At 41.1% G+C, this 22,936-nt stretch carries 22 protein-coding genes; 10 read left to right on the forward strand and 12 right to left on the reverse strand.

Going from position 1 to position 22,936, the window contains the following annotated elements; all coding sequences use genetic code 11:
• Positions 1–28 precede the first annotated feature (28 nt).
• The 12 genes from ACQYAC_RS07425 to sppA form a co-directional block, all read right to left on the reverse strand.
• A complete protein-coding gene (locus ACQYAC_RS07425) occupies positions 29–784 on the reverse strand; it encodes an SDR family oxidoreductase (protein WP_058015082.1) in 756 nt (251 codons plus the stop codon).
• Between the two features lie 101 nt (positions 785–885).
• Positions 886–1,788 (reverse strand): phosphotransferase, encoded by a 903-nt coding sequence (locus ACQYAC_RS07430; protein ID WP_429943022.1) that lies wholly within the window; start codon positions 1,786–1,788, stop codon positions 886–888.
• Positions 1,789–1,906: 118 nt separating this feature from the next.
• Positions 1,907–3,280 (reverse strand): argininosuccinate lyase, encoded by a 1,374-nt coding sequence (gene argH / locus ACQYAC_RS07435; protein ID WP_429943023.1) that lies wholly within the window; start codon positions 3,278–3,280, stop codon positions 1,907–1,909.
• On the reverse strand, positions 3,277–4,488 hold the full coding sequence (locus tag ACQYAC_RS07440) for an argininosuccinate synthase (protein WP_003216486.1): 1,212 nt from the start codon (positions 4,486–4,488) through the stop codon (positions 3,277–3,279). The genes argH and ACQYAC_RS07440 overlap by 4 nt, the downstream gene beginning before the upstream one ends.
• A gap of 173 nt (positions 4,489–4,661) precedes the next feature.
• Positions 4,662–5,177 (reverse strand): MogA/MoaB family molybdenum cofactor biosynthesis protein, encoded by a 516-nt coding sequence (locus ACQYAC_RS07445; RefSeq protein ID WP_429943024.1) that lies wholly within the window; start codon positions 5,175–5,177, stop codon positions 4,662–4,664.
• Positions 5,178–5,275: 98 nt separating this feature from the next.
• Positions 5,276–6,460 carry an acetate kinase gene (locus ACQYAC_RS07450; protein ID WP_003216471.1) on the reverse strand — a complete coding sequence of 395 codons (1,185 nt, stop codon included), beginning with the start codon at positions 6,458–6,460 and terminating at the stop codon, positions 5,276–5,278.
• Between the two features lie 229 nt (positions 6,461–6,689).
• Positions 6,690–7,664, reverse strand: a complete 975-nt coding sequence (locus ACQYAC_RS07455; protein ID WP_429943025.1) for a class I SAM-dependent methyltransferase — start codon at positions 7,662–7,664, stop codon at positions 6,690–6,692.
• Between the two features lie 88 nt (positions 7,665–7,752).
• A complete protein-coding gene (gene tpx, locus ACQYAC_RS07460; RefSeq protein ID WP_058015077.1) occupies positions 7,753–8,253 on the reverse strand; it encodes a thiol peroxidase in 501 nt (166 codons plus the stop codon).
• Between the two features lie 112 nt (positions 8,254–8,365).
• Positions 8,366–8,818, reverse strand: coding sequence for a GerW family sporulation protein (gene ytfJ / locus ACQYAC_RS07465; RefSeq protein WP_003216488.1), 453 nt, complete (start codon positions 8,816–8,818; stop codon positions 8,366–8,368).
• A 14-nt stretch (positions 8,819–8,832) separates the two neighbouring features.
• A complete protein-coding gene (locus ACQYAC_RS07470; protein WP_058015137.1) occupies positions 8,833–9,540 on the reverse strand; it encodes a DUF2953 domain-containing protein in 708 nt (235 codons plus the stop codon).
• Between the two features lie 98 nt (positions 9,541–9,638).
• The gene (locus tag ACQYAC_RS07475; protein ID WP_061409079.1) at positions 9,639–10,160 is read right to left on the reverse strand and encodes an RDD family protein; all 522 of its coding nucleotides are present in this window, start codon (positions 10,158–10,160) and stop codon (positions 9,639–9,641) included.
• Positions 10,161–10,174: 14 nt separating this feature from the next.
• Positions 10,175–11,176: a signal peptide peptidase SppA gene (sppA, locus tag ACQYAC_RS07480; protein ID WP_012010881.1), complete on the reverse strand. Its 1,002-nt coding sequence runs from the start codon at positions 11,174–11,176 to the stop codon at positions 10,175–10,177.
• Positions 11,177–11,621: 445 nt separating this feature from the next.
• On the opposite strand from sppA, the gene ACQYAC_RS07485 reads away from it, so the two are divergent.
• The 10 genes from ACQYAC_RS07485 to ACQYAC_RS07530 all read left to right on the forward strand — a co-directional run bounded on the left by ACQYAC_RS07485 (position 11,622) and on the right by ACQYAC_RS07530 (position 22,932).
• A complete protein-coding gene (locus tag ACQYAC_RS07485; protein WP_003216672.1) occupies positions 11,622–12,425 on the forward strand; it encodes an NAD kinase in 804 nt (267 codons plus the stop codon).
• Positions 12,426–12,677: 252 nt separating this feature from the next.
• Positions 12,678–14,120 carry a DEAD/DEAH box helicase gene (locus tag ACQYAC_RS07490; protein WP_429943026.1) on the forward strand — a complete coding sequence of 481 codons (1,443 nt, stop codon included), beginning with the start codon at positions 12,678–12,680 and terminating at the stop codon, positions 14,118–14,120.
• A 188-nt stretch (positions 14,121–14,308) separates the two neighbouring features.
• On the forward strand, positions 14,309–15,364 hold the full coding sequence (locus ACQYAC_RS07495) for a fatty acid desaturase (RefSeq protein ID WP_058015074.1): 1,056 nt from the start codon (positions 14,309–14,311) through the stop codon (positions 15,362–15,364).
• Between the two features lie 115 nt (positions 15,365–15,479).
• A complete protein-coding gene (locus tag ACQYAC_RS07500; protein ID WP_429943027.1) occupies positions 15,480–16,616 on the forward strand; it encodes a sensor histidine kinase in 1,137 nt (378 codons plus the stop codon).
• Positions 16,613–17,212, forward strand: coding sequence for a response regulator transcription factor (locus ACQYAC_RS07505; protein WP_268466365.1), 600 nt, complete (start codon positions 16,613–16,615; stop codon positions 17,210–17,212). The genes ACQYAC_RS07500 and ACQYAC_RS07505 overlap by 4 nt, the downstream gene beginning before the upstream one ends.
• A 201-nt stretch (positions 17,213–17,413) precedes the next feature.
• Positions 17,414–18,334, forward strand: a complete 921-nt coding sequence (locus ACQYAC_RS07510; protein WP_058015071.1) for an iron-hydroxamate ABC transporter substrate-binding protein — start codon at positions 17,414–17,416, stop codon at positions 18,332–18,334.
• Positions 18,335–18,444: 110 nt separating this feature from the next.
• A complete protein-coding gene (locus ACQYAC_RS07515) occupies positions 18,445–19,134 on the forward strand; it encodes a response regulator transcription factor (protein ID WP_148660152.1) in 690 nt (229 codons plus the stop codon).
• The gene (locus ACQYAC_RS07520; protein WP_429943028.1) at positions 19,134–20,138 is read left to right on the forward strand and encodes a sensor histidine kinase; all 1,005 of its coding nucleotides are present in this window, start codon (positions 19,134–19,136) and stop codon (positions 20,136–20,138) included. The genes ACQYAC_RS07515 and ACQYAC_RS07520 overlap by 1 nt, the downstream gene beginning before the upstream one ends.
• 105 nt (positions 20,139–20,243) lie before the next feature.
• A complete protein-coding gene (locus ACQYAC_RS07525; RefSeq protein ID WP_429943029.1) occupies positions 20,244–21,005 on the forward strand; it encodes an ABC transporter ATP-binding protein in 762 nt (253 codons plus the stop codon).
• Positions 20,995–22,932, forward strand: coding sequence for an FtsX-like permease family protein (locus ACQYAC_RS07530; RefSeq protein ID WP_429943030.1), 1,938 nt, complete (start codon positions 20,995–20,997; stop codon positions 22,930–22,932). Before ACQYAC_RS07525 ends, ACQYAC_RS07530 begins: the two co-directional genes overlap by 11 nt.
• The last annotated feature ends 4 nt before the right edge of the window (positions 22,933–22,936 follow it).

The raw sequence follows: 22,936 nt of genomic DNA on the forward strand, positions 1-22,936 counted from the left end.
CTATTCCCTGTATAAAAAACTGAAAAACTTAATGCCTGTGAATGACGTTAAGACCACCTGTTGCTTCAATAACAGTTCCTGTAATCAGATCAGAGCGGTCATCGCATAAAAAGGAAATGATGCGCCCGATATCTTCTCCAGTACCAGATCTGCCAATCGGCGTTTCGTCATCTTTCATCTGGCGTGCTTCTTCTATTGTCGATTCTTTCATGTCTCCAACGATTTTGCCTGGACAAACCATATTGGCCGTGATGCCGTTTTCGGCTTCTTCTATCGCAATGGTTTTCGTCAGTGACGCGAGCCCCACTTTTGCTGCTCCGAAGGCTGATCTGTGCATCCATCCCGGCGCATGGTCTGCACCTTGGAAGCCATATGTGACAATTCGGCCGAAGCCTTGCTTTCTCATCATTGGGATGACCATACGGAACAAATGGAACACAGCAGATAGGTTGCCTTCCATCATTTGATACCATTCATCTTCGGAATAATCCGCTAGTTTTTTTCGTTCAAAAATATAAGGTCCGGCATTGTTAATCAAGGCATCGATCCGCCCAAATCGCTCGGCTGCCAGCTCGACCATGTTCTTTAAATCTTCTTTGTTTGTCACATCACCTTGGACAAATTGAAGCTTCTCTTCATATTCCTGCAATTCTTCTTTCATCTGCCGTACAGCTTCATCATCACTTCGATAATTGACTGTCACAGAATACCCCATATTCAGTAAAGACTCGGTGACTTTCCTGCCAAGTCCCTTAGAACCCGCTGTTATTAATGCGTGTCGCACACAATCTCCTCCTAAAGCAAAGGTTGCAAGTTCACATGTTTCTTATCTTTACTTTACTATAAACCTGCATCTGGCGCACTTATGAACCCTTTCTGTTATTTCTATTTAGAATGAAAAAATGATGGGTGATTCATCCACTTTTGGATATCCCACGAGCCATGAATATCAATAAGCAGCGAAACAAAACGATAGCATGCTCTCACCTCATGAAGCTGGTGAGGAAGCGGGCAAATCTCTTCATAGCCCAACTGAACATCGTGTGCAGCTTCTTTCGTCAAAAGGTATTCCAATGCAATAAAATCAAATGCAGCTGGTCCAAACACAACATACTCCGTATCCACTAGACTCGTCACTTGATCATCTTTTTCAATATATTGCGATGGATCTAAATCAATTAAAATAAGACTGGCTGAATCAGGAGGATTGAGGTGACCCAGCTTTTGCTGCACCATTTCTCCATAGCACTGAAATTCAGGCTGATCAGCATAATAGCGGCTTACAAGTTGGGAGACAGCCTTTTTTAAAAGAGCATGAAATCCTCTCAAATGTCTCGTTTCTGCACCGTATACTGCACCGAAAGAGTTTGTTCGATATGAATGAAGAAGCGCTAGTTTCCTCCCGTAATCTTTATAGAAATGTGATGAACGCCCCTCAAAAGATGTTAAAGGGATCCCTTCTATTTTTTCCATGACATTATCATGTTTCCCTGCCTTCTTCACTTTACGAACAACTTTCGGAATATGAAAGGAATTCGTCAGAGCCAGTTTTTCATTGATTTGATCGAGATGTTCTTGTCCTATATGAGCATTTACTCCATAGATTATGTCGATCCCATATTCAAACTCCCTTTCTACTTTTGTCATTTTAGGAGATTTCACCACATATTCCGTTTTGTCTTGTAAGGAGATCAGCCACACATCATTAGCCCGTCCGTCGTACTGTTCTCCTAACGTTTCAACTGATACGATGGGCTGGTCAAACAAAGCCTGAAGCGTTCTCTTCATGAACTGCTGTCACTCCCTCTTCAGCTTAACACTGGTATGATTTCAACTTCTCCAATGATGATCAATCTCCTTTTCCCAAGACAAAAAACCATCCGTATCAACGAATGGTTTTGGTCAGTTACTCTAGGCAGGCTTTTGCTTTTTCTAAAGCGAGCTGAATTTGTTTAAATCCAGTTCCACCTGCGCTTGTTCTTTTTTCAACAGCAACATAAGGATCAAGCACGGTGTAAATGTCTTCTTCAAAAAGAGCGCTCGCTTCTGTAAATGTCTCAAACGGAAGATCACTTAAGTAGATGCCTTTTTGAATGCATGTATACACGAGCTTGCCAACGATTTCGTGTGCTTCACGGAATGGCATGCCTTTTTTCGCAAGGTAGTCTGCCACTTCGGTCGCATTTGAGAAATCTTCTTTCGTTGCTTTTTTCATGACATCTTCGTTCACTGTCATTGTTTGAATCATGCCTGTGAAGATTTGCAGGCTGCCAGCAATGGTTTTCACTGTATCAAACATGCCTTCCTTATCTTCTTGCAAGTCTTTGTTATACGTAAGCGGCAAGCCTTTCATAATCGTGAGAAGCCCCATCAGGTTGCCATACACACGGCCTGTTTTCCCGCGGATTAATTCAGCCATATCCGGGTTTTTCTTCTGCGGCATCATGCTGCTGCCTGTTGCATAAGTGTCATCAAGCTCAATGAATTTGAATTCTTGAGAGCACCATAAAATGATTTCCTCACAAAGACGTGAGAGATGCATCATCACAAGGCTGCTATTAGACAAAAACTCTAAAATGAAATCCCGATCACTTACGCCATCAAGGCTGTTTTCGTAAATATGATCAAAGCCAAGCAGCTGTGCTGTATATTCACGATCAATTGGGAATGTCGTTCCTGCTAACGCTCCGCACCCGAGTGGAGACACGTTAATTCGCTTCAAAGAATCTTGAAAACGCGCTTTGTCACGCTCTAGCATCCAGAAATAGGCGAGCATATGATGCGCAAAGGAAATAGGCTGTGCACGCTGCAAGTGCGTATATCCTGGAAAAATCGTTTCAACGTGCTGTTCTGCTTTTTCCACAAGCACTGTTTGAAAGGAAGAGATCAGTTCAATGATATGCTCTACTTGGTTATTCAAATATAAATGCATATCGGTTGCAACCTGATCATTCCGGCTTCTCGCTGTGTGCAATTTGCCGCCAAGCGGACCAATCTCATCAATGAGCATTTTTTCAAGGTTTAAATGAATGTCCTCATAATCCACTGAGAATTCGAGTTCATCTGCCTCTGCCTTTTTCATGAGCGTATTCAGTCCATCTTTAATGGCAGCGGCCTCCTCATCATCTAGGATACCGCATGTATTCAGCATACTTGCATGAGCAAGGGAGCCGGTCAGATCTTCTTTGACTAATTGTTTGTCGAAATGAATGGACGCACCAAACTCATCGACCCATTTTTCAGGTGTTTTTTGAAATCGGCCTCCCCAAAGCTTTTTCATGCTTTAACCTGCTCCTTTTTATTCACGATGCTGTTTACTTTTGTTGGTAAGCCCCAAAGGTTAATAAATCCTACCGCTGCATCATGATCGAATTCATCTGCTTTTGTGTAAGTTGCTAAATTTTCATCATAAAGTGAATATGGTGATTTACGTCCTTCAACAATCGCATGACCTTTAAATAGTTTCACACGTACAACACCTGTTACGTTCTGTTGTGTTTCTTGTAAGAAAGCATCTAGTGCTCCTTTAAGTGGTGAGAACCATAATCCGTTGTATATTAATTCAGCCATTTTTTGTTCAACGATTGGCTTAAAGTGTGCAACTTCCTTCACTAGCGTTAAGTCTTCAAGCTCTTTGTGCGCTTTTAGAAGTGTGACAGCACCTGGGCATTCGTACACTTCACGAGATTTAATGCCAACAAGACGGTTTTCAACGTGGTCGATTCTGCCAACCCCATGCTGACCAGCGACTTCATTTAAATGAAGGATGAGATCAGATAAGGAATACTGAATACCATCAATAGCTGTTGGTTTTCCTTTTTCAAACGTGATTTCAATGATCTCAGGTGTGTCAGGAGTTTTTTCAAGTGGCGTCGTTAAATCATACGCTCCTTCTGGCGGTGCAGCCCAAGGATCTTCTAAAATGCCGCACTCGTTACTTCTGCCCCAAAGGTTTTGGTCGATTGAATATGGGCTGTCTAAGTTAATCGGAATTGGAATACCATGTTTTTGTGCATAATCGATTTCTTCATCACGAGACCATTTCCACTCACGCACTGGTGCAAGAACTTCTAGGTCTGGATTCAATGCTTTAATGGAGACTTCAAAACGGACTTGGTCGTTTCCTTTTCCAGTACATCCGTGCGCAACCGCTACTGCATTTTCTTTTTCTGCAACTTCCACCAATTTTTTCGCAATAAGCGGACGAGATAATGCAGATACTAGCGGATATTTTCCTTCATACATCGTGTGTGCTTGTAAGGCAGTTAGTGCAAATTCCTCTGCGAACTCTTCTTTTGCGTCAATCATGTAAGACTGAACCGCTCCCACTTGAAGTGCTTTTTGTTGAACGAATGCTAAGTCTTTTCCCTCACCTACGTCTAGGCAGCAAGCTACGACTTCGTATCCTTGCTCTTGTAACCATTTAACTGCAACAGAGGTATCAAGACCTCCGGAATATGCTAATACGACTTTTTTATTTTGTGACATGATTGAAAAGCTCCTCTCACTTGTTTTGATTCTGTGAATGTTTTTTGCATAAAAATAAGTTTTAATTTATAAACATGCATTTAGTATGTATACACTGTAACAAGGAAAAATTGTTTTTTCAACCCCTTTATGAAAAAAACTCCGCCAAATTTTCTTGGCAGAGTCATTTTGGGCTATTTTTGATCCTTTTCAAGCTCTCGCATAACATGAGGGAGCTCTGGAATGATGAGTTTTGTCAGGGCTAAACGAACAGCTCCAGTAGAACCTGGTGTGGCAAAGACAGCTTTTTGATTGACGACCCCAGCCGCGGCACGGGACAAGATAGCGGCTGAACCAATGTCTTCTGTATAGCTCAGCATGCGGAAGATTTCGCCAAAGCCAGGCAGTTCCTTCGAGAAAAGAGGGGTGATCGCTTCAATGGTGACATCCCTTGCGGCAATTCCTGTGCCCCCGTTTAACAAGACGGCATCTATTTTTGGTTCGCCTGTTCCCTCTAGCACAGCGTCTTGGATCGCTCCGATGTCATCTTTTACAATATCGTATGCAAGAATGAGATGTCCCTGTTTTTTAAGCAAATCAATCATTAGACGGCCGCTTTTATCTGTTTCTTTCGTTCTTGTGTCACTGACCGTAATGACTTTCACATAAAGCCTCGCTTTCGCCTCACGTTTATGTTCTGTCACGCTCATTTTTCGCACCGCTCCTTTCATATTGCCTCACATTATAGCATGCTGATTTCAATAGAAAAAAGCCCTTTTCCGCTGAGGAAAAGAGCTTCAAAAGGATGTTACGCTAAACGCATAACGTCTCTTGCAATCATAACTTCTTCGTTCGTTGGAATCACGATCACTTTTACAGGAGAGTGCGGGTAGCTGATGAATGCTTCTTCGCCTCTCATGTTGTTAAGAGAAGGATCCCAGTAAACGCCCATGAATTCAAGACCACGAAGGACACGTGCTCTAACTTCTGAACTGTTTTCACCGATTCCAGCTGTGAAGATGATCGCATCTACGCCATTCATTCTCGCTGCATAAGAACCGATGTATTTATGAATACGGCTTGCAAAAATATCAAGAGCTACTTCTGCACGGTCGTTTCCTTCTTCTGTTGCTTCTTCGATATCACGAAGATCACTTGATAGACCAGACACGCCTAAAAGACCACTCTTCTTATTCAAAGTAGAAAGTACTTCTTCAGCTGTATGTCCTGTTTTCTCCATAATAAATGGAATAAGAGCAGGGTCAATGTTACCTGAACGTGTACCCATCGCAACACCCGCAAGCGGCGTGAAGCCCATTGAAGTATCGATTGATCTTCCGCCTTCAACTGCTGCGATACTCGCACCATTTCCAAGGTGACAAGAAATCAAACGAAGTTCTTCAAGAGGACGGCCTAATAGCTCTGATGCACGCTCTGTTACGAACTTATGGCTTGTCCCGTGGAATCCGTATTTACGAATACCAAAGTTTTTGTAGTAGTCGTACGGAAGGCTGTATAGGTAAGACTGCTCTGGCATTGTTTGGTGGAAAGCTGTATCGAACACAGCAATCGCTGGTACGTCAGGCAGAATTTGTTTGAATGCTTTGATTCCTACAACGTTTGCAGGGTTGTGCAGTGGTGCTAGCTCTGAAAGCTGATCAATGTCATTAATGACTTCATCAGTTAAAAGAACAGAGTCGCTGAATTTCTCTCCGCCGTGAACAACACGGTGTCCTACGCCATCAATTTCATTAAAGTCTTTGATGATGTTAAATTCAATTAGTTTTTCAAGCAGCATTTTAACCGCTACTGCATGATCTGGAATATCTGTGACTTCTGTTTTCTTTTCTCCATCTACAGAAATCGTGAAGATACTGTTGTCCATTCCGATTCTTTCAACAAGACCTTTTGTTAAAACGGTTTCTTCTGGCATGTCGAACAATTGGAATTTAAGAGATGAGCTTCCTGCGTTGATTGCGATAATTTTAGACATTCTTGTCGCTCCTTTTACTCAGTTGTTATATAAGGTTTCACGTTTTTTCCGGTGCTATATTCAACCTGTATGACGGGTCTTTTATAGTTTAACGATAAGTCCGAAAAATATCTGACTTTTTCATTTAAACATTGAAAACTTTGCATTTCAAGTGCACCTTTGAACTGTTACCGCTTACATCGATAAGTCGTTATTTTCTGAATAATAAAAAAGCCAGACATCACTCTGGCTATTCTTTCGTTTCTTTTTCTTCTATAAACCATTGGTCTAATTTTCTCATTACACCCACCATTGATTCTTTTTGTGAGAAAGACGGCAGATTGGCAAACAGCATCCGTTTTGGTGCTTCGAGCCCTTCCTTTTTCTTTTGCATCACAAACAAGCTTTTGGCGTGCTTTTTGTCTTTGAACATGGAAACCGGCAGCTGAATTAATGCATTCATATATGCCTGATCTTTGATAAAGTCCTTTAATTGCACGCTTTCTTTTCCTTCAAACAAATCGTTTGGAATGATGAAGAACAAGAAGCCGCCTTCTTTTGTATAACGAAGGCTTTGTTCAATAAATAAATAATGCGCAAAGGCATGTGCTTCTTTTGCCTTTAATTCATAGTCTGCTGCACGTTCATCATTTGGATAATAACCAACTGGCAGACTGCATACAGTGACATCTACTGGAGAGATCAAAAGCGGCTCAAGGCTGTCTTGATGGAAAAGCTCGACTTCCTTCTCTTCCAAATTCGCCTGTGCCCATGCAATTTTAATGAGGACATCATCAATTTCAGACGCAAAGCCGCGCTTTGTTTCTGCAGTCAGATTATTTAAGACAGCAAGCAATAAGTTCCCTGTCCCTGCTGCTGGATCAAAGACAACTAACTCTTTTTGACCTTCTAAAAATTTATTCACCAAATAGCTGACAAACAGCCCGATCGTATCTGGGGTCATCTGACGATTTGGATGGGAAATATCCTTTTGTCCTTTCAATACGGCGAGCTGAAACGCTTTACGAATCTGCTCATGATCATAAGAAGCAAAATCTGCTTTCTCTATTACATCCTTTAGTAAACCGTCTCGATCATTTGCTTGGAAAAAGGCTTCTCCTGCTTCAGCCAATGCCTCAATATAGGAAATACTTTGTGCCTTTTTTAATCGAATAGAAGCTGTATCGAGCAGCTCAAAAATCGTGCTTACTTGATCTTTCTGCAATGCTTTTCTCTCCTCGCTTTGTTAAAAGCTATATGTTCTCATTGAAAAGAGCCCCAGTATGAAGCCGGAGCTCTTGTCGATGCTGCTTTTATAACAGTGATTTTGCAGCTTCAATGGCTTTTTCATAATTTGGGTGATTCGTTGCTTCGCTTACGTATTCAGTGTAAACCACTTTCCCATTAGGGTCTAATACGAAAACTGCACGTGCCAATAAACGCAATTCTTTCATATATACACCGAATGCTTCACCAAATGACATATCTTTGTGATCAGATAATGTTTCGACATTTTCAATTCCGTTTGCTCCGCACCAGCGTGCTTGTGCAAATGGAAGGTCTGCACTAATTGTATAAATATTGACCGGACCCAAACCGGCTGCCTCTTCATTGAAACGTCTTGTTTGTGCGTCACACACACCTGTATCAATAGAAGGAATCACTGAGATGATCGTCACTTTTCCTGTTAAATCTGAAAGTGAAACTTCCCCTAGTGAATTCGTTAATACCGTGAAATCTGGAGCCTGCTCGCCTACTTTTACTTCATTTCCTACAAGCGTGACAGAACTCCCTTTAAATGTGATCGATGCCAAAATAATTCCTCCCTTATCAAATGTATGGTTCTATCATAGTAGAGAAAGCAAAAAACTGCAAAGCCTAATCGTCGCTTTTGAAAAAAAAGTTAACTGCAGCGCAGCTAACTTTTTAAAGGTCTATGTCATCTAGTTTTCGTTCTTTATGACGGTTCTCCCGTTCATCCTTCTTAAACATGTGCTGAAGACGTTCAATTGCTTGAGGAGCAGAATCCAATATTTTATCAAGCAGATGTGTATGTTCATCCAAATGAAGCATTCGAACGCCATTTGTTCCGACAATTAAGAAGGCGATTGGTGTAATAGACACACCTCCGCCGCTTCCTCCGCCAAATGGGAGTCTCGGTTCTTTTCGTTCTTGATCATCAGAACGTTTTTCTTTCTTTTGGTTCCCGTTAAATTCACTACCGCCGGCTGCAAATCCAAAACCAACCTTTGACACAGTAAGAATGACACTGCCATCAGGGGTTTCGACTGGATCGCCGATGATCGTATTCACATCTATCATTTCTTTTAAGTTTTCCATCGCTGTCTTCATAAGACCTTGGATTGGATGATCTGCCATTTTCGGGTTCCTCCTTAAACAGATGATTCATTCTTCGTTGCTTGAAGAGAGGCACTTTTTCTCGCCTTTCTTCCTTTTAACCAATGGACAAGTAAACGAATGGCTGCAAGCATAGCATGTCCAATACGAAAATAAGCTATACATGTAAACTGGGTCTGTGACACATTATGCTGAAAGGCAGGAATAACTTCATATACCGGTTTATGCTTAAAGGTGAGATGCTCCTGCATAAAGGCAAGCAATGCTCCTTTGACTGACCACACCCCGCCGGCTGCTACACCTGTTAAAGCGGCGTCATGAAAACCGATCCATGTTGACCAGTGAAACGATACAACCCTCATGTGAATGAAGAATTTACGCATGATCCGGTTTAAATCGACGATCTCTTTTGTGATGCGCTCCATTTGATGAAGGATTTGCTTCATATCACGCTTTCCCACTTTTTTATGTATGGATTCTTTTTCGTGACTAGGGGTTTTGGCGCTCGCCATCTTCTTTTCACGTATATCAATCGTTTGATCTTCTGGATTGATCCTCACCATCGGAATGTCTTTTTTGAGTCTGATGATTCCATATAAAGTGATGATCTTCAGTGCAAGGTGGTCATTGTCATTTGCATGTGAATAATCCAGTGAAATGGTCACTTTCATGAAGATCAATAAGATCCCAAGGAACAAAAAAGCTGCGATCCAAACGTAAAGCACTGTGCTCACTTCCTCTATAACAAATGATGCTTCCTCTACGATTATGGCTCTCATTCTGGATTTTATACCCAATCATAAAAAAAGAGTTTGACCGGTACCCGGCCAAACTCCTCTGATTATACGTTTGCTTCTGTTTTTTCATATAGGTGTTCATGGACGACCACCGTATCGGCAAAGTAATCATGAACCCCTTGCTTTTTCGGTGTGAACCCAACAACAGCATAGAGTACAAAAAGCGTATTAATATAGCGTCCCACAATCTCTCTAAAGAAAATGACATCCCATGCCAGTTTCTTCTCAGGCTGAAGTGAGACCACTTTGATCCCAAACACCATTTTTCCAAGCGTTTGTTGAAAGATTTTCGTCATGATGGCGAAATAAAGCAGGAATACAATCGTCGTTGTGACAGAGAATGGAGAAAACCATCCTCCTCCTTTGGACCAGCCAAACAGACTAAAGATTGGAGAAACCGTCAAATGGTTGACACCCCAGACGACGAGCCAATCAAGAATAAACGCCCAAAACCTAATCCAAAATCCTGCAAACGCCTGTGCTTCAATCATTGCACGTTTCGCAAGAGCCGGATTCGATTCTTCTTGGCTTCGGCTTTCGGTTACTTCATCGAATGTAGAATCCATCTATGATCCCTCCTTTATTTTGAATAGAGATACATCGGTTTAGACCCATTTGAGCCAGCCAGTGTTTCTTTTAGATTGAGAAAATCAATTTCACTTTTAAAGAGTTTGCTTGCGCTCATATTGAAGAGAGAGTTCCAGCCGAAGCTTTGAGAATAGCTAATCACTGTCGCTCCTTTTAACCCTTTTTCATTTTTCTTCATTGCTTTGATTGCATCTTCATAATATCCAAGCTCATCAACCAATCCGTTCGATTTCGCCTGTGTTCCGTCATAGACCCGGCCGTCAGCAATTTTCTTCACGTCTTGTTTTGACATGCCGCGTCCTTCCGAGATCACTTTGACAAATCCTTCATACGAGTTATCGACCATGCTTTGCATGATGTCTCGCTCATCTTTTGTCATATCACGATTTGGTGACATGATGTCTTTGAATTTACCGCTCTTAATTGTTTCGTATTTAATACCTAAATTATCTGCCAGCTTTGAATAGTTCAAACTTTGCATGATCACACCTAAAGACCCTGTTAATGTTTCAGGTGAAGCAAAGATTTTTTTGGCTGGAGTTGATACATAGTAGCCGCCAGACGCTGCCATTGAGCCCATGGAGACGTAAATCGGCTTCTTCGCTTTTTTCACTTCTTCTAATTTTTTATGTATTTCTGCACTTTCATAGACACCGCCGCCAGGAGAGTTAACGCGCAGCAGTACACCTTTTACTGAAGCATCATCTTTCGCTTTTTCTAGTTCCTTGAGGAATGCACGATGATCATAACCTTCTCCGCCTAACAGACTTGATGCTCCGCCATTATCTTGGATGGTTCCATTAATCTCAAGAACCGCAATTTTTCCAGCACCGCTTCCATCCTCTAGTACCTTCTCTTCTATTTCATCTCCAAATTGATAGCTCATTTTATTGTCATTGAAGCTTTCATACAAAGCCGTCGTGACACTAATCACAATTGAAAATCCGAAAACTCCAAGTGCAATGATTAACGCTACCCATCTTTTCGCATTCATCTTTTTCTCCTCCTTTTTGTCTCTCTTCATTGATACGAATATTCACATGAAATGTTTCACAGGAATTGTGGTTTTTTTACATTTCATTTCATCATATGATAGCACCTCTCTTAATTCACGATCAACTTTACATCGTCTGCCAAGTAATACGCATGACGAAAAATTGGCTTTTTTCTCCTCTCTCTGCACCTAATAGGCTAGAGCTTCACCACAACGAAACACCTAAACCACTCTTTCATGAGAAAACAGCTATTCAATTATGCTCAAATTCTGCCCTTTTCAAATCCCTTACATTGACTCATTTCTCAAAACGAATGCCATTATCACGGAGGTTTTTCTAATATTTTTACTTTCATATGAAAAAAGTGTAAAATGTGAGCAAGGCTTCATATGTAAGCCCTTTATTACTTTAAATCTACTTTTGACAACGAAGGGGAGAACGTCAATGACAGACAATCGTCGCAATGTATTTTTCTTTTACAAAAAAGATCATGAATTGGATGGACACATTTCTTCTCTGGAGAAGCTCGCTACCGATCAAGGCTTTCAAGTCGTCAAGCGTGCAGAGGATGCCCATATTATTGCTTCAATTGGCGGAGATGGCACATTTCTTCAAGCAGTCCGCAAAACGAACTTCCGAGATGACTGCTTATATGTAGGGGTATCAAAAACAGAGAATTCGCATCTATACTGCGATTTTTCATTAGAACATTTTGATAAAATGATTGATGCCATGAACACTGAACAGATTGAAGTGAGAAAATATCCGATCATTGATGTAAGCGTTGACAGTACAAACCAGTTCCATTGCTTAAACGAACTGTCGATCCGCTCAAGCATTATTAAGACATTTGTGATCGATGTGTATATAGATGATTTCCACTTTGAAACATTTAGAGGAGACGGAATGATTATTTCTACTCCGACTGGCTCAACAGCCTACAACAAATCGGTAAACGGCGCAGTGGTTGACCCGATGCTCCCTTGTATGCAAGTCACAGAGCTCGCTTCGCTAAACAACAACTCGTACCGTACACTAGGTGCTCCTTTCATCTTAAGCAGTGACCGCAAGCTAACACTGAAGGTTGTGCAGGACGGAAACGACCATCCGATTATCGGGCTTGATAACGAAGCACTTGGCACAAAACACGTCAAACAAATTGACATCGGCCTTTCAGGAAAAGTCATTAAAACGGTGAAATTAAAAGACAACTCCTACTGGGAAAAAGTAAAACGCAGATTCCTTTAATCAAAAAGCTCCTTTATGGGGCTTTTGTTTTCTTTTCAGCGTGATAGAAAACCTTTGAAGTCTAGGAAGAGTGAGCACCGGAACGGAGCGAATTTGACATTCGTTAGTACCGGAGCGCAAATCTGACACCGAATGCGAGGGTTTGTCTACACGCTGAAAGCTCCTTTACGGGGCTTTTTTTCATGTCTTTTCATTCACGGTCATGATTATGGTATGATGTCACAAGTATGAATGTACGAAAAGGAGAACACGATGACATTACAACAATTTGATCAATATCCATTAAGCGATGATTTAAAACAAGCGCTAAAAGCACTTCACTTCCATACACCTACACCTGTTCAGCACGAGACATTATCCGTTGCTTTTTCAAAGCAGGATCTGATCGTCAAATCTCAAACAGGCAGCGGCAAGACGGCAGCCTATGGTTTGCCGATTTGTGAAATGGTCGATTGGGCTGAAAATAAACCTCAAGCCCTCATCCTCGTTCCAACGCGAGAACTCGCCATGCAGGTCAAACAGGATCTCACAAGCCTTGGACGATTGAAACGAATTAAAGCCGCAGCCATTTATGGAAAAGCCCCTTTTCAAGCTCAAAAAGTAGAGCTTGCACAAAAAAACCACATTGTGTGCGGAACACCGGGACGAGTCTTGGATCACCTTGAGAAAGGTACTCTTTCCTTAGAAAACCTTAAATTTTTTGTATTAGATGAAGCGGATGAAATGCTGAACATGGGGTTTATTGATCAAGTCTCTTCTATTATTCAGTATCTGCCGCCAAAGCGCATGTCAATGCTGTTTTCAGCGACCATGTCTGATGAGATGAAGAAATTAAGTGAACAGTTTTTACATTCACCAAAAGTAATTGAAATTGCACGGGAAGAAACGTCTGTACCACAAATCACTCACACCGTGATTGAAACGGAGGAAGAAGCGAAATTCTCTCTTCTTCAGCGTACGATCGTGATTGAAAATCCAGATAGCTGCATTATTTTCTGTAATACACAGGACCGAGTGAACGAACTCACAATGAAGCTGGATGAATGGGATGTGCCTTGTGACAAAATTCATGGAGGCATGAGACAAGAAGACCGCTTCGCTGTCATGGATGAATTCAAAAACGGTGAGTTCCGTTATTTGATCGCAACCGATATAGCAGCCCGGGGTATTGATGTCAGTGATATGACACATGTGATTCATTATGACCTTCCCTATGAAAAAGAGCGCTATATTCACCGAACAGGAAGAACGGGCAGAGCGGGAAAAAGCGGAAAAACCATTGCGTTTATGACGAGAAATGCAAAGCCTCTGATTGATGAATTAAAAGAGGAAGCAGGTATTGATTTCAAGACGCAGCCATACCCAACAAAGGAAGACGCAGAGCAGCATGTAGAAAGCTTTGAAGAAAAGATTGAAACGCCGATTCAAAAGGAAAATAAACAGGCAGGCGTTGAAAAGGATATTATGAAGCTTTATTTTAACGGCGGGAAGAAAAAGAAGCTGCGGGCTGTTGATTTCGTTGGGACCATTGCCAAAATAGAAGACGTTGCCTTTGATGACATTGGGATTATTACCATTCAAGATACGAAAACATACGTCGATATTTTAAACGGCAAAGGCCCTCTTGTGCTGAACGCCATGCGCCACACAACCATTAAAGGCAAGCAGTTAAAAGTTCATGAAGCACGTCAATAAAAAGTGAAGGCTAAGCGCCTTTACTTTTTTATTTAAAATAAAATAAGCTTACAACCCTTGAACCATCAGCCTTTCCTGCGTCCAACATGACAAATGTCATATTGAATACATGATGGGTGCTACTATGAGCATGACACCTTTCCATCTATACTTTGAAGTAGAAAGAAACGGAAAGGACTTGAACGTTCATGACGACTTCAACAAACACACAGCAGCAAGCCACTTTAAGAAAACAAGTTGGCCAATTCTCTGGTGCTAATTCGAAAAAAAGTATCACTCAACTCTTTAATACATTCATTCCATTTTTAGGGCTTTGGTTTCTTGCCTATTATAGCCTGAACATCTCCTACCTTTTAACCCTCTTCTTTGCGGTTATTGCAGCTGGTTTTTTAGTACGTGTCTTTATTATTTTTCACGACTGCTGCCATCAATCCTTTTTCAAACAGAAGCCACTGAATCACCTGTTCGGTTTTGTAACGGGCGTACTCACCCTTTTCCCTTATCTTCAATGGCAAAGAGATCATTCAATTCACCATGCCACAAGCAGTAATCTAGACAAACGAGGTACTGGCGACATTTGGCTCCTGACAGTCAAAGAATATCAAGAAGCATCAGCTTGGACGAAATTCCGCTACAGATTTTATCGTAATCCTTTTGTGATGTTTATTTTAGGACCGATCTTTGTTTTTCTCTTAAAAAACCGTTTCAACGTCAAAAATGCTCGTAAAAAAGAGCGCTGGAACACGTATTTCACAAACGTGAGCATCATTGCGCTAGCAGCTGCAACGTGTCTACTTTTTGGCTGGCAGGAGTTCCTGCTTGTCCAAGGTCCAATCTTCCTGATCTCAGGATCAATCGGTGTATGGCTGTTTTATGTGCAGCATACATTTGAGGATTCTTACTTTGAAGAAGATGAACATTGGAATTATGTGCAGGCAGCTGTAGAAGGCAGTTCTTTTTACAAATTGCCAAAGCTTCTTCAGTGGTTAACAGGCAATATCGGCTATCACCATGTCCACCATTTAAGTCCGAGGGTACCAAATTATCACTTGGAGCATGCACATGATCATAGTGAGCCGCTTCAAAATGTTCCAACCATCACTTTAAAAACAAGTATCGAATCAATGAAATTTAGACTTTGGGATGAAGAAACGAAAGCATTCGTTACCTTTAAAGAAGCACGGCAATCTAAGAAGATGCCCGCACCTGTCATTAAAGGAGACATTCTGAAGAAAAATGCATAATTGGTGCAAGCTCTTTCTTACACTAGAAGGAGCTTGTTGCCATTTACAGGATGCAACCATATGTTGAATTTGATAAAGTAAGGAAAAGAACGAAAACGGAAAAGGTGGCACACGGATGAAAAAACAGTTTAAAATTCAAAAATTGCATGGGATTTCTCCCTATATATGGGCCATTTTTTTCATCCTTCCCTTCTATTTTATCTTAAAAACGCCTACGACTTTAGGTATTGTCATTGGCATTATTTTGAATGTGGTTTTTTTCGGAGTGTATCGTTTTGCCTTTGTCGCAAAAGGATGGGCTTTATATGTACTCGGTCTTTTATTGATTGCGATTTCTACAGGCTATGTGATGCTCTACAGCTATATTTATTTCGCTTTTTGCATCGCCTATTTCAATGGGCACATTAAAAGAAAAGTCCCTTTTTATATTTTATACTATATTCATCTAGGGAGCGCCGCCGTAGCAGTGAACTTTAGCTTGATTTTAAAAAAGGGATGGTTTCTCACACAAATTCCTTTTGTTGTGATCACACTCATTAGTGCCATTCTCCTCCCTCTCAGCATTCGAAGCCGAAAAGAACGTGAACGCCTTGAAGAGAAATTAGAAAATGCCAATGAACGGATCGCCGATCTTGTAAAGCTTGAAGAAAGGCAGCGTATCGCACGTGATCTGCATGACACCCTCGGACAAAAGCTTTCTCTGATTGGATTAAAAAGTGATCTTGCCCGTAAACTCGTCTATAAAGATCCTGAACAAGCTCGCGCGGAACTGAAAAGTGTCCAGCAGACAGCCAGAACGTCTCTTAATGAAGTCCGCAAGATTGTTTCTTCCATGAAAGGCATTCGAATCAAAGATGAACTGTCGAACATCGAGCAAATTCTCGAAGCGGCGGGGATTGAATTGATCTATGATGAAAAGGAAGCGCCCAAACACATCTCTCTTCTTAATGAAAACATTGTGAGCATGTGCATCAAAGAGGCCGTGACAAATGTCGTCAAACATAGTGATGCGACCGTTTGCAAAATCACCATTCATCAAAAATCAAAGGAAGCTATCATCACAGTCGAGGATGACGGGACATTTAAAGGCGATGATCCACTCTCTCCAATGAAGGGGCATGGCCTTTTAGGAATTAGAGAAAGATTGGAATTTGCAAATGGGCGCCTGCGTATTGAGACAAAGGACGGAACAAAGCTGATCATGAGCATTCCAAATGATTCAGCAGCAAACGACAAGGAGGGGATGAAATGATCAACATTTTTATCGCAGAAGATCAGCAAATGCTGCTCGGTGCGCTCGGTTCACTTCTTGATTTAGAAGACGATATGAAGGTTGTTGGAAAAGGTACGAACGGCCAGGACGCCATCGATTTTGCCAAAAAACACCCTGTTGATATTTGCTTAATGGATATTGAAATGCCAGGAAAAACGGGACTTGATGCAGCGGAAGAGCTCAAAGGAACAGATGTAAAAATCATCATTTTAACGACCTTTGCCCGCTCTGGTTATTTCCAAAGGGCGCTCAAAGCTGGCGTCAGCGGCTATATGCTGAAAGATAGTCCAAGTGAAGATCTGGCAAGTGCCATTCGCAGTGTGATGAAAGGGAAAAAGGTGTACGCCCCTGAATTAATGGAAGACTTATATAGTGACGAAAACCCTTTAACAGATCGAGAGAAATCCGTCCTTGAACTCGTCGCCGACGGCAAAAACACAAAAGAAATTGCTAAGGAGCTCAGCATTAAAAGCGGCACTGTCCGAAACTACATTTCCATTATTTTAGATAAGCTAGAAGTGAAAAACCGCATTGAAGCCATTACACGCTCAAAAGAAAAAGGCTGGTTTAAATAAGAAAAAAGATCAGGACACATGCTGCCTTGATCTTTTTTTCTACCAAAAATCTCTCCTCCTATTTTTTATCACCAACGATCAAAATGTAATTGACAACAGACCGCACTTCTATGATATGATATCCAAGTGATAATAATTATCATTATCACCCATACAATCAAATACCCGGCTTATGTGCCGATTTCAAAGGAGTCTACATTCATGAAGAAAATATTGTTCCCTCTGATGCTCATCTTTGTACTTGCATTGAGCGCATGTGGCAATAGCAGCAGCTCTTCCTCAAATAAAGGAAATCAATCAACATCATCAGACAAAATTACATACGAATCTGAAAATGGCCCTGTGAAGCTGCCAGCGCACCCAAAACGTGTCGTTGTACTTGGTTCCTACACAGGTAATGTGATGTCACTTGGTGTGAACCTGGTCGGCGTCGACTCTTGGTCAAAAAAGAACCCTCGCTTCCAAAAAGAATTAAAAAATGTGGAAGAAGTGTCAGATGCCAATGTCGAAAAAATCATGAAGCTAAAGCCTGATGTCATCATTGGCTTAAGCAACACAAAAAATGTAGAAAAACTTAAAAAAATCGCACCAACCGTCTTGTTTACGTATAACAAAGTCGATTACCTTCAGCAGCATATTGAAATTGGAAAAGTATTAAACAAAGAAAAAGAAGCCAAAGCATGGGTAAAAGATTTTAAAGAACGCGCAGCTGAAGCAGGAAAAGAAATTAAAGCAAAAATCGGTAAGGATGCGACCGTTTCTGTATTTGAAAGCGGCACAAAAGATCTTTACGTGTTTGGAGATGCATGGGGCCGCGGCACAGAAATTCTCTACCAAGCAATGAAACTAAAAATGCCTGAAAAAGTAAAAGAAAAAGCATTAAAAGCTGGCTACTATGCCGTTTCACAAGAGGTCATTCCTGAATTTGCTGGAGACTATATGATCATTAGTAAAAACAGCGAAATGGACAATTCCTATCAAAACAGTGAAATTTACAAGTCCATCCCAGCTGTGAAAAAACATCGTGTGTATGAGGCAAATGCAGAAGAATTCTATTTTAATGACCCCCTCACACTCGAATATCAACTATCATTCTTTAAAAAGCACTTCTTAGGTAAATAAACTGAAGCAAGGGAGCCCTTCCCTTGCTTTTTTCTTGTCTGCTTCTAGCGGCAGCGTCTTTTTTCCGCTACAATTACATACAAGCGAATACAAAAAGTGTGGTGCTGGTTTTGTTTAAAATTTTACTGATTGAGGACGATACAACCCTCTTCCAAGAAATCAAAGAACGTCTAGTGAACTGGTCCTATGACGTGTATGGGATTCACGATTTTCAACAGGTGATGCAGGAATTCACTTCTGTTCAGCCTGATCTCGTCATTATCGATATACAGCTTCCAAAATACGATGGTTTTCACTGGTGCCGGATGATTCGGCATCATTCAAATGTACCGATCATCTTCCTCTCCTCTCGTGACCATCCTGCTGATATGGTCATGTCCATGCAGCTCGGTGCCGATGATTTTGTACAAAAGCCCTTTCACTTTGACGTGCTCATTGCCAAAGTCAGTGCCGTTCTTCGCAGAGTGCATGATTATAATGCAGAACCTGCCAGCTTAAAGGTATGGTGCGGCGCTACGATTGATCTAGAAAAAAACACTGTGACAAATGATCACGGTGAAGTGGAATTAACGAAAAATGAACTGTTTATTCTCAAGGAATTGATTCAGCATAAAAATCATATTGTCAGCCGGGAATCACTCATTCAAGCATTGTGGGAGGATGAACGGTTTGTCAGTGACAATACACTCACTGTGAACGTCAATCGCCTTAGAAAAAAACTAGATGAGATCTCCCTTGGAACCTACATTGAGACAAAAGTTGGCCAAGGTTATCTTGCAAAGGAAAAGGATGATCAATGATGCTGCAAGCATTTTTAAAAGAACGAAGAAGCTGGATTCTGTTCTTTCTTAGTTTGCAGCTCCTCATTCTGTTTGTTGCTTTTTTGGATACGACCATTCCAATGGCGTCTCTTTTTTATATTGTATTATTATCTACGTTTTTCATGATCGTCTTTCTCTTTTTCCGATACCGTAAAGAAACGGCGTATTATGAGCGTCTGAAAGAATGGGATGATCATATTGATCATCAAATGCGTCTCACTCCATCTTCCCCATTTGAGCAGCTTGTACATGATGCGACGTCTGAGCAAATTGCCCGCTACCGGAAAATGGCGGCAGAACAGCAAATCGCCCTTGAAGAAGAGAAGGATGAATTGCTCTCATGGATACACGAAGTGAAAACACCTCTCACAGCGATGCACTTAATGATTGACCGCTTAACAGAGCAGCCGCTCAAATCGAATATGACGTACGAATGGCTCAGAATTCATTTATTACTCGATGCCCAGCTGCACCGAAGCAGAATATGTCATATCGAAAATGATTTATTTATTGAACAGCTGGACCTGCAAAGCATCCTATCAAAGGAAATCAAAGCGCTCCAATCATGGTGCATGCAAAAAGGGATCGGGTTTGAACTCACGCTTGAAGAACGTCACGTATTAAGTGATGCAAAATGGTTATCCTTTATGATCAGACAGGTGCTCACAAATGCAGTCAAATACAGTCATTCGTCTGATATTGCCATTGAAAGCAAGCAAATCAATGACCAAGTGATGCTGACGATCACAGATCAAGGCAGAGGAATAGATCCAAGAGACCTGTCTCGTATTTTTGAAAAAGGCTTTACCTCAACGAGACATCATAATGACACCGCCTCAACAGGAATGGGGCTTTATTTAACGAAAAAAGGAGCAGACGCTCTTCATATCAAAATCGAGGTCAACTCCACGATAGATCAAGGCACAACCTTCACCTTCATCTTTCCGAAAAAGAATGATTTTGTGCATATTGCGAGCATGTGACAACAATGTCACATGCTCGTCTGTTTTGTTCGCCAAATCGAAGGAAGTGCGGCGGGCTTCTTTTTATACTAGAGGTATCAATTAAATAGAAAAGGGGATCGACAAATGAACATTTTAGAAGCTCGCAAAATATATAAAAGCTACGGAAATAAATTCAACAAACAAGAGGTGCTGAGTGGCATTGATTTGACCATTGAAGCTGGAGAATTCGTCAGCATCATGGGGCCATCAGGCTCGGGGAAAACAACCCTTCTGAACGTATTGTCCTCTATTGATCATGTGTCCAGCGGATCCATTCGTATCGCAGATGCTGAGATGACACAAATGAAGGATCAGCAGCTTGCAGAATTTAGAAAAAAGCAGCTTGGCTTTGTTTTTCAGGATTATAACTTACTTGATACACTCACGGTCAAAGAGAACATCCTCTTGCCATTATCCATCTCCAAAACGCCGAAAAAAGAAGCTTTTGAACGTTTTCAAAAGCTTGCTGAGGACATGGGCATCTATGAACTAAGAGACAAATATCCAAATGAACTCTCTGGTGGACAAAAGCAGCGGACATCAGCGGTTCGTGCCTTCATTCATGAGCCTAGTCTTATTTTCGCAGATGAACCTACCGGAGCGCTTGATTCAAAATCTGCATCTGATTTACTCAATAAGCTGCAAGATTTCAATCGAAAACGAAAAGCGACCATTGTCATGGTGACACATGATCCTGTGGCAGCGAGCTATTCAAGACGCGTCATTTTTATCAAGGACGGACAGATTTATACTCAGTTGAATAAAGGTGCTTTAGAGAGAAAGATGTTTTTCGAGGATATTATGAAAACGCAAGGTGTTTTAGGCGGTGTGAAGCATGAACATTAATCAGCTCATCCTCCGTAACTTGAAGAAAAATTTAAAAAATTACTATTTATATGTGTTTGCTCTCGTGTTTAGTGTGGCGCTCTACTTTTCTTTTGTCACCTTGCAGTATTCACCAGCACTTGATGATGTAAAAGGGTCCATTAAGGGCGGTGCATCGATCAAAGCCGCTTCGGTACTGCTCATCGCCATTGTTGGGATCTTCCTGTTATATGCGAACAGCATTTTTATTAAACGCAGAGGGAGAGAAATAGGCCTCCTTCAGCTCATTGGCATGACGAAACAAAAAATTGCCAAACTGCTTAATGCAGAAAATTTTATTCTATACGTATTCTCCATGGCTGTTGGCATCATAGCTGGATTTATCGGTTCAAAACTCATGCTGATGGTGCTATTTAAAGTAACCGGCGTCAGCGCCATCGCCAACCTGCACTTTTCAGGCATGGCCCTTTTGCAGACACTTATCGTCTTTTTCATCATCTATGGATTAATCATGTTAAGAAATAGATGGTTTATTAACAGACAGACCATTTTATCTTTGTTTAGAACTACGTCTTCTACAGAGCAGCGTGTGAAAAAAATCTCTGTGTTTGAAATTATCATTGGGGTTCTCGGTATTGTCTTGATCAGCTCAGGCTATTATATTTCTTCTCAGCTTTTTACCGGCTCATATACGTCCATGCTTGAGTTATTATTAGCCATGATCTATATTCTAGCCTCTGTCATTATTGGTACCTTTCTTTTCTATAAAGGCTCTGTTTCATTCATTGCCAATATCGTACGTAAAAGAAAAAATGGCTATCTCGCCATTCATGAAGTTCTGTCTCTTTCATCTATTATGTTCCGGTTAAAATCAAATGCACTGCTTTTAACAATTATTACAACGGTATCTGCACTTGCCATCGGGTTGTTATCTTTAAGCTACATTTCCTATTACTCAGCAGAAAAAACCGCTGAACAACAGATTCCATCCCATTTCGTCATGGGCACAGAGAAAGAAGCCGATACCTTCACTCGTGCACTTTCTGACAAACATATTGCGTATGAAACAAAGCAGTTCAAGGTCATTCAAGCGAAGTTTGACGCAAAGAAAATCATGGATTCAGAGATAAAAAATATGAATAATGATCCAGGCGTCTTAACACTGCCTGTGATCAGTGAGAAAAACGCACCAAATATTCATGTGGAAGGCAACGAAATCATCTTAAGCGGCTACAGTGATTTATTGAAGAAATTCATGCCGATTCAAAGCTCAGGTGATGTGAAACTACTTATCAAGAAACCCCTTGATTTAAAAGTGATTGATATGAAGAAAGATTACCTCATCTCTTACAAATTCACTTTTGGTGGTCTGCCTGTTGCCGTCGTCAGTCAAAGTGTCTTTGAGCAGCTTGACCAGCAGAAAGATCCTAAGCTGCAACTTGAGAATAACCAATATAATGCGGTCAATATAAAAGATGATCAAAATCTTGAACAGGCCAATGATATGTTTACATCTTTAAAACTAAGTGACAACAGCATGTCTCAATTAGCTTCAGCTCAGCAGCAAAAGCAAACAATAGGACTGATGATGTTTGTGGTTGGATTTCTAGGTCTAAGCTTCCTTGTCACATCAGGCTGTATTTTATACTTCAAACAGATGAATGAAAGTGAAGAAGAACAAAGCTCTTACACGATCTTACGTAAGCTTGGCTTTACAGAGAAAGACCTATTAAAAGGCATCCGGCTCAAACAGCTGTTTAACTTTGGGATTCCGCTCATCATTGGATTGCTGCACAGCTACTTTGCTGTACAGTCAGGCTGGTTTTTATTCGGCGGTGAATTGTGGACTCCAATGCTCATCGTCATGTCGATTTATACGGTTTTATATTCTATCTTTGGATTCCTGTCTGTCCAATATTATAAAAAGGTCATTAAAGAATCCTTGTAATCTC

Origin of the sequence: Bacillus sp. MM09(2025) (genome assembly GCF_050496725.1) — a bacterium.
Lineage (GTDB): Bacteria > Bacillota > Bacilli > Bacillales > Bacillaceae > Bacillus > Bacillus pumilus.